The sequence below is a fragment of the Streptomyces sp. NPDC056738 genome, from assembly GCF_042790435.1.
In the GTDB taxonomy this organism is placed as follows: Bacteria; Actinomycetota; Actinomycetes; order Streptomycetales; family Streptomycetaceae; genus Streptomyces.
In genome coordinates this window covers 125,138-142,318 of the sequence record NZ_JBHTZF010000009.1, presented here as the reverse complement: position 1 = coordinate 142,318, position 17,181 = coordinate 125,138, and the positions used below count along the sequence as shown (strand labels likewise).

General features: G+C 73.0%; 15 protein-coding genes. 11 read left to right on the top strand and 4 right to left on the bottom strand.

Features of this window, described 5'->3' with window-relative positions; genetic code table 11:
• Nucleotides 1-27: 27 nt before the first annotated feature.
• Nucleotides 28-948 (top strand): DUF2510 domain-containing protein, encoded by a 921-nt coding sequence (locus tag ACFRIC_RS24130; protein ID WP_382789079.1) that lies wholly within the window; start codon nucleotides 28-30, stop codon nucleotides 946-948.
• A 112-nt stretch (nucleotides 949-1,060) separates the two neighbouring features.
• Here ACFRIC_RS24130 and ACFRIC_RS24125 read toward each other — a convergent pair whose 3' ends face one another.
• Both ACFRIC_RS24125 and ACFRIC_RS24120 read right to left on the bottom strand, forming a co-directional pair.
• A complete protein-coding gene (locus tag ACFRIC_RS24125) occupies nucleotides 1,061-2,263 on the bottom strand; it encodes an amino acid deaminase/aldolase (RefSeq protein WP_382789077.1) in 1,203 nt (400 codons plus the stop codon).
• 369 nt (nucleotides 2,264-2,632) lie between these two features.
• Nucleotides 2,633-3,127 (bottom strand): hypothetical protein, encoded by a 495-nt coding sequence (locus tag ACFRIC_RS24120; RefSeq protein ID WP_382789074.1) that lies wholly within the window; start codon nucleotides 3,125-3,127, stop codon nucleotides 2,633-2,635.
• A 1,354-nt stretch (nucleotides 3,128-4,481) separates the two neighbouring features.
• Between ACFRIC_RS24120 and ACFRIC_RS24115 the strand changes: the two genes are divergently transcribed.
• Nucleotides 4,482-5,219, top strand: a complete 738-nt coding sequence (locus ACFRIC_RS24115; protein WP_382789071.1) for a hypothetical protein — start codon at nucleotides 4,482-4,484, stop codon at nucleotides 5,217-5,219.
• Between the two features lie 113 nt (nucleotides 5,220-5,332).
• Nucleotides 5,333-6,598, top strand: a complete 1,266-nt coding sequence (gene mycP, locus ACFRIC_RS24110; RefSeq protein WP_382789606.1) for a type VII secretion-associated serine protease mycosin — start codon at nucleotides 5,333-5,335, stop codon at nucleotides 6,596-6,598.
• A gap of 102 nt (nucleotides 6,599-6,700) precedes the next feature.
• Here the strand turns inward: mycP and ACFRIC_RS24105 are convergent, their stop codons facing one another.
• Nucleotides 6,701-7,663: a serine hydrolase gene (locus tag ACFRIC_RS24105; RefSeq protein ID WP_382789068.1), complete on the bottom strand. Its 963-nt coding sequence runs from the start codon at nucleotides 7,661-7,663 to the stop codon at nucleotides 6,701-6,703.
• Between the two features lie 149 nt (nucleotides 7,664-7,812).
• Between ACFRIC_RS24105 and ACFRIC_RS24100 the strand changes: the two genes are divergently transcribed.
• Nucleotides 7,813-8,544 (top strand): SseB family protein, encoded by a 732-nt coding sequence (locus tag ACFRIC_RS24100; RefSeq protein ID WP_382789066.1) that lies wholly within the window; start codon nucleotides 7,813-7,815, stop codon nucleotides 8,542-8,544.
• Between the two features lie 53 nt (nucleotides 8,545-8,597).
• On the opposite strand, the gene ACFRIC_RS24095 is transcribed toward ACFRIC_RS24100, so the two are convergent.
• Complete coding sequence (locus tag ACFRIC_RS24095; protein ID WP_151468384.1) at nucleotides 8,598-8,954, bottom strand: DUF1844 domain-containing protein; 357 nt, start codon at nucleotides 8,952-8,954, stop codon at nucleotides 8,598-8,600.
• A 411-nt stretch (nucleotides 8,955-9,365) separates the two neighbouring features.
• On the opposite strand from ACFRIC_RS24095, the gene infC reads away from it, so the two are divergent.
• The 7 genes from infC (at nucleotide 9,366) to pheT (ending at nucleotide 17,004) form a co-directional block, all read left to right on the top strand.
• On the top strand, nucleotides 9,366-10,082 hold the full coding sequence (infC, locus tag ACFRIC_RS24090) for a translation initiation factor IF-3 (RefSeq protein ID WP_382789603.1): 717 nt from the start codon (nucleotides 9,366-9,368) through the stop codon (nucleotides 10,080-10,082).
• A gap of 107 nt (nucleotides 10,083-10,189) precedes the next feature.
• The gene (gene rpmI / locus ACFRIC_RS24085) at nucleotides 10,190-10,384 is read left to right on the top strand and encodes a 50S ribosomal protein L35 (protein WP_006374321.1); all 195 of its coding nucleotides are present in this window, start codon (nucleotides 10,190-10,192) and stop codon (nucleotides 10,382-10,384) included.
• 94 nt (nucleotides 10,385-10,478) lie between these two features.
• Nucleotides 10,479-10,862 (top strand): 50S ribosomal protein L20, encoded by a 384-nt coding sequence (rplT, locus tag ACFRIC_RS24080; protein WP_003970214.1) that lies wholly within the window; start codon nucleotides 10,479-10,481, stop codon nucleotides 10,860-10,862.
• Between the two features lie 246 nt (nucleotides 10,863-11,108).
• On the top strand, nucleotides 11,109-11,960 hold the full coding sequence (locus ACFRIC_RS24075) for a TrmH family RNA methyltransferase (protein ID WP_382789062.1): 852 nt from the start codon (nucleotides 11,109-11,111) through the stop codon (nucleotides 11,958-11,960).
• A 53-nt stretch (nucleotides 11,961-12,013) separates the two neighbouring features.
• The gene (locus ACFRIC_RS24070) at nucleotides 12,014-13,189 is read left to right on the top strand and encodes an ATP-binding protein (protein ID WP_382789059.1); all 1,176 of its coding nucleotides are present in this window, start codon (nucleotides 12,014-12,016) and stop codon (nucleotides 13,187-13,189) included.
• A 183-nt stretch (nucleotides 13,190-13,372) separates the two neighbouring features.
• Complete coding sequence (gene pheS, locus ACFRIC_RS24065) at nucleotides 13,373-14,500, top strand: phenylalanine--tRNA ligase subunit alpha (protein WP_382789057.1); 1,128 nt, start codon at nucleotides 13,373-13,375, stop codon at nucleotides 14,498-14,500.
• Entirely contained in the window at nucleotides 14,500-17,004 is a 2,505-nt protein-coding gene (pheT, locus tag ACFRIC_RS24060; RefSeq protein WP_382789054.1) for a phenylalanine--tRNA ligase subunit beta, read from the top strand. Before pheS ends, pheT begins: the two co-directional genes overlap by 1 nt.
• Nucleotides 17,005-17,181: the final 177 nt, after the last annotated feature.

Below are 17,181 nucleotides of genomic sequence, written 5' to 3'. Positions count from 1 at the left end.
CGCCCGCCGCGGCACTAGAGTGCCGGGATGAGCATGACGCCCCCTCCCGGCTGGTACCGCGACCCGTCGTACCCGCTCGTCGAGCGCTGGTGGGACGGAACCGCGTGGACCGACCACCGGCGTCAGCCCGAAGCTCCCCAACAGCCCCTGATACCGGCCCCGTCGACCGGCGGATCCGGCTCCGGCCGGGCCAAGGCCGTCGCGCTCGTGACGGCCGCCGTCGTCCTCGTGGCCGCGATCGTCACCGGCGGCGTACTGCTGCGCGACGACGGCGGCGGTGACGAGGCCGCGACACGGAACACGCCCGCGACCACGTCGCCCACGGCTTCCGACGACCCTTCGCCGTCCCCGTCGGGCCCCTCGCCGTCGGCCGGTGACCCGTCCGTCGTCGTCGACGAACTCGACGGCATCACCTTCCCGGTCCTCGACGGCTGGGCCAAACCGCAGTACGTCGCCGACCACGACACGGTGCTGACGACCCCGCGGACCTACGACTGCCCGGGCGACCCCGGTCTGTGCCGGCACGGCCGGGTCGACGTCCGTACCGCGACGGCCACCGACGAGACCTCGCCGAAGGCCCTCGCCGAGGGGGACATCGAGGACGCCGCCGACAGCGCGTACGGCCACGACCTCGTCGGCAGCAGGCCCTTCCGCGGCATCACCTCCCACCGGCTGGTGAAGTCCGGCTCGGTCGCCGTCGCCGGACGCGCCGGGTATCTCGTGCGCTGGAAGGTCAAGACCGGTGTGGGGCCCGGGGGTTACGTCGAGTCGCTGGCGTTTCCGTCCAGCGTGGGCACGCAGTCCCTGGTCATCGTCCGGTTCGCCGTCGACGTCGGCGCCGACGCCCCGCCGGTGTCCGACATCGACCGGATCACCGCAGGCATCCGCTCGGTGGGCCAGAAGGACGCGGGCGGCGGTGTGGGCAGCAGCATCGGACCGTCCCGGTGACCGGCGCCCGCCCGGCCGGGTGACGGGCGTCTCCGGTCCGGGCGGGGGCGACCCGGCGCACCGTGCCGGCGGCGCGATGCCGCCGGTCGGACGCGCGTGATCGGCGTGGGGATCAGAGGAAGGTGTGGCCCTCGCCGCGGTAGGTCGGGACAGAGGCCGTGACCGTGTCGCCCTCCACCAGGTGCAGCGTGTCGAACCGCTCGCACAGCTCACCGGCCTTCGCGTGCCGGAACCACACCTTGTCGCCGATGAGCAGATCGTCCGCCGGGGCGCCGAGCAGCGGGGTCTGCACCTCGCCGGGTCCCTCCTGGGGGTCGTACGACAGTCCCTCGGGCAGATACGGGACGGGCAGCCGGTCCGGGCCCGCGGCACCGGACGCGGGGTAGCCGCCGCCCAGCACGGTCACCACGCCCACGCCCGGCCGCCGCACCACGGGCTGGGCGAACAGCGCCGCCGGGCGCCCGGTGAAGGACGTGTAGTTGTCGAAGAGCCTCGGCACGTACAGACCCGAACCGGCCGCGATCTCGGTGACCGCGTCCTCGGCGGCCGTGTGCTGGACGCTGCCGGTGCCGCCGCCGTTGACGAATTCGAGGTCCGGCTCCACGGCCCGGACCGCCCGCACGACCTCCGCGCGCCGCTGGGCGAGCTCCTTGCGGGCGGTGGCCTGCATCAGCCGCACGGCACGCGAGCGCAGCGGCCGTCCCGAGACCGCGTCGCCGACACCGGCGATGTGACCCTCGTACGCCATGATCCCCACCAGCTTGAACCCCGGGGCACGCTTGACGGCACGGGCCATCTCGGCCACCTGGGCGGGGGAGTACAGCGGCGAACGCAGCGCCCCGACCCGGACCCGGCCGCCGAACAGCTTGAGCGAGGTGTCCAGCTCCAGACAGACCCGCACGACCTCGGTGCCGCCTTCGCGTGCCTCGTCGATGAGACGGAGCTGCGCCGGATCGTCGACCATGACCGTCACCGCGGCGGCGAGCTTGGGGTCGGAGGTCAGCTCGGCGTAGCCCTTGCGGTCGGCCGACGGATAGGCCAGCAGGACGTCGTCGAAACCGGACCTGGCCAGCCACAGCGATTCGCCGAGCGTGAACGACATGAGCCCCGCGAAACCGTCGCGTTCCAGGACGCGTTCCAACAGGGTGCGGCAGCGCACCGACTTGCTGGCGACCCGGATCGGCTTCCCGCCGGCCCTGCGGAGCAGATCGTCCGCGTTCGCGTCGAAGGCCTCCAGGTCCACGATGGCGACGGGGGCGTCGAGGTGAGCGGTGGCCCGGTCGTAGCGGGCCCTGTCGGAGGCACGGGCAGTCATGGACGAAGACTGCCAGACTCCATTACCGCAGGGTAGGGGGACGTTCCGGGCAGATGCCCCGGGGCCTCGGACTGGTTCCCGCCCGGGGCGCGTCAACCCGTAGAGTGACGCGGACGCAGGGAGGAACGACCCTGCCCCGGTGGGCCCTGCCCGGGGTGACGGTCTTCCGGCGCGGGTATGCGTGCCCGTGGCGACCTCTCGCGCGACACGAAACGGCTCGCCGAGCTACGGGGCGTCCGACAGCCCGGTACGAGGAAACGGGGGGTGCATGAGTACGGAAGCGCGGCGCGCCTCGAATCCCCCGCGTCCCTCCACCTCACCGGCCGCTGCCCCCGGGACTCCGCCGCCCCCGGTGAACCCGCCGGCCGCTCAGGCTCCGGCCCACCCCTCGGTCCCGGTTCCGCCGAAGCCCGTCCGCTCGCCCGGTCCCGACCTGTCGGCCGGGGAGGACTGGTCCGCCGAGGAAGCCGCGCCCGGCACCCAGGGTTCCCCCACCGGATCCGGGCAGGCCGCGTCCGGCCCCGCTCCGTCGGTCCCGCCGCGCCCCGCGAGCCCGCCCCGCGACGCGGCTCCGTCGGTGCCGCCCCAGCCCGTACGGCCCCCGGCCGCGCCGGAACGGTCCGCCGCACCTGAATCACCGGCGCCGAGGCCCACCTCGCTGGTCCGCCCGAGGGCCGCCTCGACGAGTGGCTCCGGCCCCGCCTCCTCCGGCGGCCAGGCGCCCACCGGCGCGACCGGCTCTCCGGGGCGGGCCGCGCCCCGTACGCCCGCCGCTTCCGCCGCACCCGGCGCCCCGGGTTCCACCGCTCCCGGGGCTCCGGAGTCCGTCTCACCCGGCAGCCCGTGGTCGACCGCACCGGGCACACCGGGATCCGAGGAGCGACGGTCGTCTTCGACCGGTACTTCGGGGTCCGGCGGGTCTCGCCCTGTGTCGTCCGGTACCTCGGGATCCGAGGAGCGACCGTCGTCTCCGACCGGTACTTCGGGTTCCGGCGCGTCTCGCCCTGTGTCGTCCGGAACGCCGGGATCCGAGGAGCGACGGTCGTCTTCGACCGGCAGTCCGGGTTCCGGCGCGTCTCGCCCTGTGTCGTCCGGAACGCCGGGATCCGAGGAGCAACCGTCGTCTCCGACCGGCCCCTCAGGCTCCGCTGCGCCTCGCTCCGTCTCGTCCGGCACCTCAGGCTCCGCCGCGCCTCGCTCCGTCTCGTCCGATGCGCCGGGATCCGACCCGTGGCGGTCGGCCTCGACCGATACGCCGCGGTCCGACGCGGCGCGGCCCGCTCCGGCCGGTTCGTCGTCGTCCGGTGGGTCGCGCACCCCGGCGGCGTCCACAGCGCCGCGTCCCGCGTCGGATGGCGCCCCGCCGGAGCGCCCGGCGCCGCCGTCGGTGGCCTCGCAGCGCTCCGCGCCGGACGCCGCTTCGCCGGTTTCCGGATCCGCTTCGCGACCCGAGGCCCGGCGTTACCCCCACCTGCGGCCCGAGAGCAGGACGGCCCCGCAGACCCCGCCGCCCCCCGCGGCCTCCGCGCGTTTCCCCGACGCCCCGCCGGCGTCCGCCGCACCGGCACGCTCCGACGGGGCGCCGTACTCCGCGGGCCCCGCGGGCCCCGCGCGCTCCGACGGGCCGCCTCACACCGCGGGCCCCTCGCGGCCCGGCGGAACGCAGCGTCCCGCGCAGCGCCCCGCCCGGCTGTCGCACCCGGTCGCCCCGCAGCGCCCGGCCGAGCCCCCGCGTGCCTTCGAAGCCCCGCGCCCCTCGGAGTCCGCGCCGCCGTCCGAACCCGTGTCCTCCTCGGACCCGACGCGCGCCTTCGGCGCCCCGCGGGCCTCCGAGCCCGCGCACCCCTCCGGGCTTCAGCGCCCCGCCGAGACCGCGCGGCCCTCCGCCCCTTCGCGTCCCTCCGGGCCCCCGCCCTCCACCGATCCCTCACCCGCCTTCGAGCCGTCGGGCCCGTCCGAAGGGGCCGGAGCGGCCGGGCGGAACCTCGGTTTCGGGGAGCGGTTCGGTGAGGTCACACGGGAGACGCGGTCCGGGCGGGACGGGTCCGGCGTGGGCTCCGCGAGTGCGCCTCCGTACGTTCCGCCCCCGTCGCCGGCGCCGCCCGCCGAGGCCGACCCGGGCGCGCGGCGCCCCTTCGTATCGTTCGCGCAGCCCGAGACGTACCGCGGCGACATCGCGCGGGTGCGTCCGTTCCGGGGTCGGATCCGGCCGGGTGCCGTGACCGCCGCGACCTGCCTCGTGCTCGGACTCGGCCTCATCGGCGGCGCGGTGACCGGCAGTTGGCTCACCGGCGACGACACGGCCGCACCCGGTTCGCCCGGCGCGTTCACGGCGGCCGGGGACCTCTGGCACAGCGTTCCCGTGGACCGGCTCTTCCCGCCGACCGTGCGCGGCGACGGCGCGGGCCCCGGCGGCTCGGACCGTACCTGGACCCGGATCGCCGTCGCCCCCGACACCGGCTGCAAGGACGCCTTCGACCCGCTGCTGCGCCAGGCGCTCGCCCCCGTCGGCTGTCTGCGGCTGCTGCGGGCCACCTACGTGGACGCGACCCGCAGTCATGTCACCACCGTCGGCCTGCTGTTCACCAAGGCGGACGCGGCGGGCATGACCTCCCTGAAGGCCCGTTTCCGCAAGGAGGGCCTGGACCGGCGCACCGACCTGCTGCCCCTCCCGTACGCGGCGAAGGGCACCGCCGCCGAGGGCTTCGGCAAGGCGCAGCGTGCCTCGTGGACCGTGTCCGTCCTGACGGACGCCCCCGTCGTCGTGTACGCGGTCTCCGGATTCGCCGACGGGCGTACGGTCGCCGCCCCGCAGCCCGCCGCCGAGGCGATGAAGCCGGAGGCGACCACGGCCGCGGCCCAGTCGGGCCTCGGTCATGAGGCGCAGGGCCTCGCCGACCGGGTCGAGCGAGGCCTTCGCAAGACCGTCGACTCGTCCTCGGAGAAGCCGTCATGACCCGCGACGACGGCCCCGACGGCCGCATCAGGCAGTCCCGTACGACCGCACCCGCCGCCATGACCGGACCTGCGGGCGCGACCGCATCCGCCGACACGACCGGTCCCTCGGGCATGACCGCATCCGCCGACGCGAGCGCGGTGACGGTCCCCGGTGACCGCCCCCGGCGTCCGCGCCCGGCCCCGAAGGCCCGCCGACCCCGGCTCTCCCGCAGGTCCGGAGTCCTCACCGCGTTCCTGGCCGCCTCCCTCGTGCTGGTGCCCGCCGCCACCGCGCACGCCGACGGCATACGGGCCCAGCAGTGGGGCCTCGACGCGATGCACACGCAGCAGGCGTGGCGCACGACCAAGGGCAAGGGCATCACCGTCGCCGTCCTCGACACCGGCGTCGACGCCCAACACCCGGACCTCAAGGGCAATGTGCTCGGCGACAAGGACATGGTCGGCTTCGGCGCGAGCCGCGGCGACGCGACCTGGGCGCGGCACGGCACCGCCATGGCGGGCATCATCGCCGGGCACGGTCACGGGCCGGGCCGCGCCAACGGCGTGATGGGGATCGCCCCCGAGGCGAAGATCCTGCCCGTCCGCGTCATCCTGGAGGACAAGGATCCGGCCCGCTCCAAGGCTCGCAACACCCGTGGCAACGCCCTCGCGGAGGGCATCCGCTGGGCCACCGACCACGGCGCCGACGTCATCAACCTCTCCCTGGGCGACGACTCCAGGTCCGCCCACCCCGAACCCGCCGAGGACGAGGCCGTCCAGTACGCGCTGAAGAAGGGGGTCGCCGTCGTCGCCTCCGCCGGCAACGGCGGGGAGAAGGGCGACCACATCTCGTACCCCGCCGCCTACCCCGGCGTCATCGCGGCGACCGCCGTGGACCGCTACGGAACGCACGCCTCCTTCTCCACCCGCCGCTGGTACGCCACCGTCAGCGCCCCGGGCGTCGACGTGGTCATCGCCGACCCGGACGACCGGTACTACGAGGGCTGGGGCACCAGTGCGGCCTCCGCGTTCGTCTCCGGCGCGGTCGCACTCGTCAAGGCCGCCCACCCGGGCCTGTCCCCGGCGCAGATCAAGCAGTTGCTGGAGGACACGGCCCGCAACGTGCCCTCGGGCGGCCGCGACGACTCACGCGGCTACGGCTTCGTCGACCCGGCCGCGGCCATCAAGGCGGCCGGCCGGATCGACCCGGAAGGCGGCCCGAAGGCGGCGGCGTACGGCCACAAGTACTTCGGCACGGGGCCCGACGCCCCCGCCGACGGCGGCGGTTCGGCCGACTGGGCCGCCCCCCTCGCGGGCGCGCTGGGCCTGGGCCTGCTGGCGGCGGCGGTGTTCCTGTGGCGCGGCCGCAGACCCACGAACCCGTTCGAACGGCCTTAGCGGGAAACGCTGTTCGGCGACCGGCGACCGGCGACCGGTTCGAACGGCCTCAGCGGGAAAGGCCGTTCGGCGACCGGCGACCCGGGAACGCCGCTCGGCGGCTCAGTCCTCGGCCGTGTCCCGGAACGCGGACACCGCCGCCTTCGACACCGCCTCCACCAGCGAAATGCCCTTCGCCTGCGTGGAGTTGCCGTTCGACAGCGTCGCCACCAGGTAGTCGTGGCCGTCGGACGAGATCCGCCCGATGCTGTTGATGTCCCACAGGCCCGTCGTGCTGCGCGCCAGCCACCCGTTCTTCAGCGCCCATCGAGATCCGTCGCCGGCGGCGGACACGCCCCACCGCTGGTCGGTCTCGATCTCGCCCATCAAGCCCTGGAGATAGGACCGCGAGGCCGCGCTCAGTTCGGAATCGTCCCCGAACACCTGCCGCAGCAGGGTCAGTTGGTCGCTCGCGATGGTCTGGGTCAGACCCCACAGCTCGCCGTCGCCGCCCTGGGTGTCCGTCAGGCCGAAGCGCTTGTTCGCGGCGTCCAGGCCGTCGGCCCGGCCGATGGCGGCCCACAGCGCGGTCGCCGAGGCGTTGTCGCTGTTCTCGATCATCGCGGTGGCGTACGTCTTCTCCCGCGCGGTGAGATGCCGGTCCGCTTCCTGCGCCTGGAGCAGCAGCGCGGCCAGGATGTTCACCTTGACGATGCTCGCGGTGTCGAAGGCCGTGTCGCCGTAGGCGGCGCTCTCGCCCGAGCCGACGTCGAGGACGGCGACCGACGTCTTCGCTCCCGCCGCCACCGTCACCGACTCGAGCGCCTTCGCGAGCAGCGCGTCCCGGTCCACGGAGGGCTCCGCCACGGGTTCCACCGACGCCTCCTCGCTCCCGGCCGGCGACGCGGAGGGCGAGGCCGACGCCGCCGACGATACGACGGCGGGGCCGTCGTGCGCCTGCGCCTTCATGTAGACGGTCCCGGCGGCCGTGGTGCCGACGAGGACGACCGAAGCCACCGCGGTGTACAGAAGTGGCGTGCGTCGGGAGGGCCGGGCGCGACGCCCGCGTGCTCTTTGACGGTCCATCCGGCGATGCTCGACCGCCGGGCTGTGGCATCCGTTAGACGCGTGTGAAAGACGTGTCAGGGAAAACTGAGAAACTCATGAATCGTGTCGCCCGCGCGTTACAGGGCCCGCACAAGCGCAGCAGCATCCCCCCGATAGGGTCGGGGATCGTGGCGAACAAGAACATTCCCGACCCCGGCTTCCCCGACGACGACGGCTCCGCCGACCCCCGGCTGAGCGCCGCGCTCGCGGCCTGGTCCGCCGACCGCGCCGCCGTACCGCCGGTCCTTGAGGCGCTCACGGGCGCCCGGCTGCTCGTGCCCGTCGTGGCGATGCTCGGCGAGGTCGAGGTGGACGAGAACGGGCTGCGCCGCGAGAAGACCAGTGACATGGCGGTGCCCACGCTCAAGGCCGGGAACCGCACGGCCCTGCCGGCCTTCACCTCGACGGAGGCGCTGGCCCGCTGGGATCCCGAGGCCCGCCCCGTCGCCGTACGCCTGAACCAGGTCCTGGAGGCCGCGGTCCACGAGAAGGCCGACACGATCGTGCTGGACCTGGCCGGGCCCGTGTCCTACGAGCTGACGGGTTCCGCCCTGCTGGCGCTCGCCGAGGGGCGTACGACGGCCGATCCGCTCGCCGATCCCGCCGTGGTCGAGGCGGTACGGGCCGCGGTCGCCGCCGAGCCCCTGGTGGCCCGTGCCCATCTCGGCCCCGGTCCGGCGGACGGCACCCTCGCGCTGGTGCTCGACCCGTCGGCCGCCCCCGCCGAGACCGCTCGCGCGGTGGCCGAGCGCCTCGCGGCCGACGAAACACTCAGGGCCCGCCTGGTGCGCGGTCTCGACCTGGCACTGCTGCCGGCCGAGGCGACGCCTCCGGGCGAGCCCCTGTACGTACGCGGATAGGCACGCGGGCGGGTCCGTGTCCGTACGGAGGTCCGTACGGACACGGGCACGGGTCAGCCGTAGACCGGGCCCGTGTACTTCTCGCCGGGGCCCTGGCCCGGCTCGTCCGGGACGAGGGAGGCCTCGCGGAAGGCGAGCTGGAGGGACTTCAGGCCGTCGCGCAGCGGCGCGGCGTGGAAGGAGCTGATCTCGGTCGCGCTCGCGTCGAGCAGGCCGGCGAGCGCGGTGACCAGCTTGCGCGCCTCGTCCAGGTCCTTGTGCTCGTCGCCCTCCTCGGTGAGACCGAGCTTCACGGCGGCGGCGCTCATCAGGTTCACGGCGACCGTCACGATGACCTCGACCGCGGGGACCTCGGCGATGTCGCGGGTCATGGTGTCGTAGTCGGGGTTCTGGGGAGGGGTGTCACTCATGCCTCACACGATAGGCCCCGGTGCGCGTGCCCCCGTCCACGGGAGCCTTCCGGCCGGTGGGGAGGGGTGCCCCGGCCCCGCGAGCGGCGGCGAGGAGGCCTCCGGTTAGCGCGTACCCGGCGGAACTGCTAACCTTTTGTAACGACCGGCCGGACACGATGTGCCCGGCCCACAAGTGGAGGCTCCGATCTCCCACCTGACCGTCCTCCGGGACGGCGGGTCATCCGGTCAGGCGGCCGCCATCGTTCCGTACGGACGATGGAGTCGCCCGAATGCGCGCCCCGCGGTTGACCGCGGCGGTGCTCCGGTTTCATGGAGCCCCGCCTGTGTCCCGTCCGGGGCATTTTTCATGCCCTGCGGTGGTTGGTCAAAGTGTCATCAGAGACATACGCGGCTGTCCGCCAGACCGCCGTGTGGTGCTACCGAGGAGGATCCATCAGCGCCGAGCCCCGCATCAACGACCGGATTCGCGTTCCCGAAGTGCGACTTGTCGGTCCCAGCGGCGAGCAGGTCGGGATTGTTCCGCTTGCCAAGGCCCTTGAGCTTGCTCAGGAGTACGACCTCGACCTCGTCGAGGTGGCGGCGAACGCCCGTCCGCCCGTCTGCAAGCTCATGGACTACGGCAAGTTCAAGTACGAATCGGCCATGAAGGCCCGTGAGGCGCGCAAGAACCAGGCGCACACGGTCATCAAGGAGATGAAGCTCCGGCCGAAGATCGACCCGCACGACTATGACACGAAGAAGGGTCACGTCGTCCGGTTCCTCAAGCAGGGCGACAAGGTCAAGATCACGATCATGTTCCGTGGTCGCGAGCAGTCCCGGCCGGAGCTCGGCTACCGACTGCTGCAGCGTCTCGCCACGGACGTCGAGGACCTCGGGTTCATCGAGTCGAACCCGAAGCAGGACGGCCGAAACATGATCATGGTTCTCGGTCCGCACAAGAAGAAGACCGAGGCGATGGCCGAGGCCCGTGAGGCCCAGGCCGCCCGCAAGGCGGAAGCGAAGGCCAACCCGGGTCGCTCGCAGAACGCCGCCGAAGAGGTCGACGCCGACGGTGGCGACACCGAGAGCGCGCCCGCCGAGGCCGAGTCGGCCGAGACCCCGGCCGAGGCATCAGCCGAGGCCTGATCCCAGGGCCCCCGCCCCGGGATGTCAATCGATACATATGACGTTCCACCCGTGCCCGGTCCCGCGACCGGGCACCGGAACGCCACTGACGAGGAGAGAACGGCGCTATGCCGAAGAACAAGTCGCACAGCGGTGCCAGCAAGCGCTTCAAGATCACCGGCTCCGGCAAGGTGCTCCGTGAGCGCGCCGGCAAGCGCCACCTGCTCGAGCACAAGTCGTCCCGCGTGACGCGCCGTCTCACCGGCACCGCCGAGATGGCCCCGGGCGACGCCGCGAAGATCAAGAAGCTTCTCGGCAAGTGACGTACCGGCGCCCAGCGCCGTACGTCTGATCCGGGACCCAATCGATTTCGGGCCGTGTGAGTCCAACCACGGCCCCGCTACAAGGAGTTAAAAAGTGGCACGCGTCAAGCGGGCAGTCAACGCCCACAAGAAGCGCCGGGCGATCCTCGAGGCGGCCTCCGGCTACCGCGGTCAGCGTTCGCGCCTGTACCGCAAGGCCAAGGAGCAGGTCACCCACTCGCTGGTCTACAACTACAACGACCGCAAGAAGCGCAAGGGCGACTTCCGTCAGCTGTGGATCCAGCGCATCAACGCTGCGGCCCGCCAGAACGGCATGACGTACAACCGCCTCATCCAGGGTCTGAAGGCCGCCAACATCGAGGTGGACCGCAAGATCCTCGCGGAGCTGGCCGTCAACGACGCCAACGCGTTCGCCGCGCTCGTCGAGGTCGCGCAGAAGGCCCTGCCGTCGGACGTCAACGCGCCGAAGGCCGCGTGACGCTGCGCTGGCATCAGCCGACGTGACTGAAGGACCCGCAGGTCATGCCTGCGGGTCCTTTGCTGCTGACGCCCGCTGCGGCTGTCTGCCCGGGTGCCGGTGCCGGCCGGTGGGGGCTGATCGCTCCCCGAGTTCTCGGCTCCGCTCGAACAGGGGGGACCCCCGTCGCGGCGGAGCCGCAGATCGACAGAGCCCCGCGCCCCCAGGGGTTGCAGTCGTCCCCAGATATCGAAGGTGAACCAGAACATGGCCTCCGCCAGCCCCGAGCTGATCTCGCCCCGCTCTCCCCGTGTCTCCGCCGCGCGGCGGCTGGCCCGGCGGAACTTCCGGGGCAAGGAGCGGCTGTTCCTCGCCGAGGGGCCGCAGGCCGTGCGGGAGGCGGCGGCACACGGCGGTGACACGCTCGTCGAGCTGTTCGCCACCGTGGAGGCCGCCGAGCGGTACGCCGACCTCGTCGCGGAGGCCCGCACCGCCGGAGCCCGGGTCCACCTGGCCGACGAGCAGGTCATCGCGGACATCTCCACCACCGTGACCCCGCAGGGAATCGTCGGCGTGTGCCGGTTCGTCGACACCCCCTTCGAGGAGATCCTCGCCGCCCGCCCGAAACTGGTCGCCGTGCTCGCCCACGTCCGCGACCCCGGGAACGCCGGAACCGTGCTGCGCTGCGCGGACGCCGCGGGCGCCGAGGCCGTCGTCCTCACCGACGCCTCCGTCGACCTCTACAACCCCAAGGCCGTACGCGCCTCCGTCGGGTCCCTGTTCCATCTGCCCGTCGCGGTCGGTGTGCCCGTCGAGCAGGCCGTGGCCGGGCTCAAGGACGCCGGCGTCCGCATCCTCGCCGCCGACGGCGCCGGGGAGGACGACCTCGACGACGAACTCGACAAGGGGACCATGGGCGGCCCCACCGCCTGGGTCTTCGGCAACGAGGCCTGGGGGCTTCCGGAGGAGACCCGCGCGCTGGCCGATGCCGTCGTGCGCGTTCCGATCCACGGAAAGGCCGAAAGCCTGAACCTGGCCACGGCCGCGGCCGTATGTCTCTACGCGTCAGCCCGTGCACAGCGCGCCTCCACAGGGTGCCGCTCCGTCACCGGCAGCTAGTAGGGTGACGGGCCCGGGGGCCCTCTGCGCCAGACGAGAGGTGGGGTACGGGGATGAGTGTCGGCACGGGCGGTGCCCAGGGCGCGCTGCGAGCGCGGGACGCGCGCGGCCCTTCCGCGCCCCGGCACGATGACACCGCCGGAGCCGGTCCCGGCCTCGGCATAGACCCGGACGACCTGCCCGACGGGATCGTCGTCGCCGACGAACACGGCCGGGTCGTCTGCTTCAACGCCGCCGCCGCCCGGATCACCGCGGTCCCCGCCGCCGAGGCGCTCGGCCGCCGGCTCGAAGCCGCCCTCCCGCTGGAGGACCTCGAAGGCCGCCGCTGGTGGCAGCTCACGGACCCCTACGGCGGACTCGCCATCCGCAACGGCCAGCCCGAACGGAACCTCCTGCTCCCCGGCGGCCGCGAGATCCTCGTCTCCGCCCGCTACGTGCGCACCCACCCCACCGGACCGGTCCGCAGGGTCGTCGTCTGCCTGCGCGACACCGAGGCCCGCCGCCGCACCGAGCGCAGTCACGCCGAGCTGATCGCCACGGTCGCGCACGAACTGCGTTCGCCGCTCACCTCCGTCAAGGGCTTCACCGCGACCCTGCTCGCGAAATGGGAACGCTTCACCGACGACCAGAAGAAACTGATGCTGGAGACCGTCGACGCCGACGCGAACCGCGTCACCCGTCTCATCGCCGAGCTCCTCGACATCTCCCGCATCGACTCCGGCCGCCTCGAAGTGCGCCGCCAGCCCGTCGACATCGGCGCCGCCGTCGGCCGGCACATCCAGGCGTACGTGGCCTCGGGCCAGCCCGCCGACCGCTTCCTGCTGCGCATCGAGCAGCCCCTGCCCGCCCTGTGGGCCGACCCCGACAAGATCGACCAGGTGCTCAGCAACCTGATCGAAAATGCGGTGCGCCACGGCGAGGGAACCGTCACCATCGACGTGGCACCCTCCACGTCCCCGCGCGAGCGGCCGGACGAGGAGGGCACGGCGAACGCCGTCACGTCGGTCACCGTGAGCGACGAGGGCACCGGAATCCCGGAGGAGTCCATGAACCGCGTCTTCACCCGCTTCTGGCGGGGCAGCAAGCGCGGCGGCACCGGCCTCGGGCTCTACATCGTCAAGGGCATCGTCGAAGCCCACGGCGGCGGCATCACGGTCGGCCGCGCCCCCGGCGGGGGAGCGGAGTTCCGATTTACGCTGCCCGTGGGCACCCCGGCGTATCTGCTCTAGCGCCGCAGCGGCCCCCACGGGCGCCTCCGCACGGGAACACCGCGAGGACGCCCCGTCCTGGGCGGACCCTCACCCCCGTTAGACTCGGCTTTTGGCACCTTTGCGTCCACTCATCTGCGGACGACTTCGTCTCCGAGTCGATGACGGGGACCCTCAGCCAGCCAACCGGAAGCACGGGAAGAGATGTCGGCACCTAATAAGTCGTACGACCCTGTAGAGGTCGAGGCCTTGAAACCGGAAGAGATCGAGCGCATGCGGGACGAGGCGCTCGCCGCCTTCGCCGCCGCCGGTGACCTCGACGCGCTCCAGGAGGCCAAGGTCGCCCACACCGGCGGCACCTCCCCGCTGGCCCTCGCCAACCGCGAGATCGGCGCACTGCCCCCGCAGGCCAAGGCCGCGGCCGGCAAGCTCGTCGGCCAGGCCCGCGGCGCCGTGAACAAGGCCCTGGCCGGCCGCCAGGCCGAACTGGAGGCCGAGCGCGACGCGCGCGTACTGGTCGAGGAGGCGGTCGACGTCACCCTGCCGTACGACCGTGTGCCGTCCGGCGCCCGGCACCCGCTGACCACCATGATGGAGCGGGTCGCGGACGTCTTCGTGTCCATGGGATACGAGGTCGCCGAGGGCCCCGAGGTCGAGGCGGAGTGGTTCAACTTCGACGCCCTGAACTTCGGCCCCGACCACCCGGCCCGCCAGATGCAGGACACCTTCTTCGTCCAGGGCCCCGAGGGCACCCACGGCGACGAGTCCGGTGTCGTGCTGCGCACCCACACCTCGCCGGTGCAGGCCCGCGCCCTGCTCGACCGGGAGCCGCCCGTCTACGTCGTGTGCCCCGGCCGCGTCTACCGCACGGACGAGCTCGACGCCACGCACACCCCGGTCTTCCACCAGATCGAGCTGCTGGCCGTCGACGAGGGCCTGACCATGGCCGACCTCAAGGGCACCCTGGACCACATGGTCCAGTCGCTCTTCGGCTCGGACATGAAGACCCGGCTGCGCCCGAACTACTTCCCCTTCACCGAGCCGTCCGCCGAGATGGACATGCTCTGCTACGTCTGCAAGGGCGAGTCCGTCGGCAACCCCGACCGCCCCTGCCGGACCTGCTCCTCCGAGGGCTGGATCGAGCTCGGCGGCTGCGGCATGGTCAACCCGCGGGTGCTCGTCGCCTGTGGCGTCGACCCGGAGAAGTACAGCGGATTCGCCTTCGGATTCGGTATCGAGCGGATGCTGATGTTCCGTCACAACGTTGAAGACATGCGAGACATGGTCGAGGGTGACGTCCGGTTCACCCGGCCGTTCGGGATGGAGATCTGATGCGGGTCCCGCTTTCTTGGCTGCGGGAGTACGTCGACCTGCCGGCGACGGAGACCGGGCGCGACGTCCAGGCCAAGCTCATTTCGGCAGGCCTCGAGGTCGAGACCGTCGAGCAGCTCGGCGCCGACCTCAAGGGCCCCCTGGTCGTCGGCCAGGTGCTCACCATCGAGGAACTGACGGAGTTCAAGAAGCCCATCCGCTTCTGCACCGTCGACGTCGGCACCGCCAACGGCACCGGTGAGCCCCAGGAGATCGTCTGCGGCGCGCGCAACTTCGCCGTCGGCGACAAGGTCGTCGTGGTCCTGCCCGGCGCCGTCCTGCCCGGCGACTTCGCGATCGCCGCGCGCAAGACGTACGGCAAGACCTCGCACGGCATGATCTGCTCCGGCGACGAGCTGGGCATGGGCGACGACGGCAGCGGCGGCATCATCGTGCTGCCGCCGGAGATGGAGCCCGGCACCGACGCGATCGAGCTGCTCCAGCTCGTCGACGAGGTCCTCGACATCGCGGTCACGCCCGACCGCGGCTACGCCCTGTCGCTGCGCGGGGTGGCCCGTGAGGCCGCCATCGCCTACGGCCTGCCGCTGCGCGACCCCGCGCTGCTCGACGTACCGGCCCCGAACGCGTTCGGCCACCCGGTGCAGATCAGCGACCCGATGGGCTGCGACCGCTTCACCGCGCGCACGGTGACCGGCCTCGACCCCGACGCCCAGTCCCCGATCTGGCTGCGCCGCCGGCTGCAGAAGGCCGGCATGCGCCCGGTCTCGCTCGCCGTCGACGTCACCAACTACGTCATGCTGGAGCTCGGCCAGCCGCTGCACGCCTACGACCGCAGCCGGGTCCAGGGCACGATCGGCGTGCGCCGCGCCGAGCAGGGCGAGAAGCTCACCACGCTCGACGGCGTCAAGCGCACGCTGGACGCCGGCGACCTGGTCATCACCGACGACCGCGGCCCCATCGGCCTCGCGGGCGTCATGGGCGGCGCCCACACCGAGATCGACGACACCGAGGGCACCACCACCGAGGTCGTCATCGAGGCCGCGCACTTCGACCCGATCTCCATCGCGCGCACGGCCCGCCGGCACAAGCTCGCCTCCGAGGCGTCCAAGCGCTTCGAGCGCGGCTCCGACCCCGAGGCCACCTCGGCCGCGGCCCAGCGGACCGTCGACCTCCTCGTGCTCCTCGCCGGCGGCACCGCCGACGCCGGGGTCACCGAGGTCATCGCGCCGTCCGCGCCGCACACCATCACCATCCCGGCGGACCACCCGGACAAGGTGGCCGGTGTCGCGTACGGCCGCGAGACCGTCGTACGCCGCCTCCAGGAGGTCGGCTGCGACGTCTACGGGCAGGACGAGCTGATCGTCACCGTGCCGTCCTGGCGGCCCGACCTGACCGACCCGAACGACCTCGCCGAAGAGGTCATCCGGCTCGAGGGCTACGAGAACCTGCCCTCCACGCTGCCCAAGCCCCCGGCGGGCCTCGGCCTCACCGACCGGCAGCGGCTGCACCGCCGGGCCGGCCGCGCGCTGGCCGGCGCCGGCTACGTCGAGGCGCCGAACTACCCGTTCATCGGCGAGCACGTCTTCGACCAGTTCGGCCTCGCCGACGACGACCCGAAGCGCAAGGTCGTCAAGCTGGTCAACCCGCTCTCCGACGAGGAGCCCGCGCTCCGTACGACGCTGCTGCCGGGCCTGCTCCAGGCCCTGCGCCGCAACGACGGACGCGGCAGCCACGACCTGGCGCTCTTCGAGACCGGTCTGGTCTTCCACCCCCGGGAGGAACTGCGTGTCGCCGGGCGGCTGCCCGTCGACCGCCGTCCCAGCGACGAGGAGATCGCGTCCCTGACCGCCGCGCTTCCCGCCCAGCCCCGGCACGCCGCCGTCGTCCTCGCGGGCGCCCGCGAGCAGGCCGGCTGGTGGGGCAAGGGACGCCCGGCCGACTGGGCCGACGCGATCGAGGCCGCGCGCGTCCTGGCCCGCGAGTCGGGGACCGAACTCCTCGTCCGCTCGGGCCAGTACGGGCCGTGGCACCCGGGCCGCTGCGCCGAGCTCGCGGTGGTCCTGGACGGCGCGGAGCAGGTCATCGGGTACGCCGGTGAGCTGCACCCCGGTGTCCTGAAGACGCTGGGCCTGCCCGCGCGCACCTGCGCGATGGAGCTGGACCTGGACGCGCTGGAGCGGGCGAGCTCGGGCCACCCCAAGGGCCCGAAGATCTCGACCTTCCCGGTCGCCACGCAGGACGTCGCCCTGGTCGTCGACAAGAGCGTCCCGCACGCGGACGTCGAGGCGGCCCTGCACGAGGGCGCCGGTGAACTCCTGGAGTCCATCCGGCTGTTCGACGAGTACGAGAGCGCCCAGCTCGGCGAGGACAAGAAGTCCCTCGCCTACGCGCTGCGCTTCCGTGCCGCCGACCGCACGCTGACCGTCGACGAGGCCTCCGCGGCCCGTGACGCGGCGGTCGCGCTCGCAGCAGAGCGCACGGGAGCCGTGCTGCGCGGAGCCTGACGGCTCCACCGGGTACGCCGGGGAACCGGGCACCACGATCGCGGACCGTTCCGCGACCGGGGCGCCCGGTTCCCCGCTCCCGTCTCCGGGGTTCCCCAGGCCCCTGCGCACGCCTTCCACCGGGCCTCATGCGCGGTTCCCCCGGCTCCTGCCTGCATAAATGCGGGTGTCCGAAGA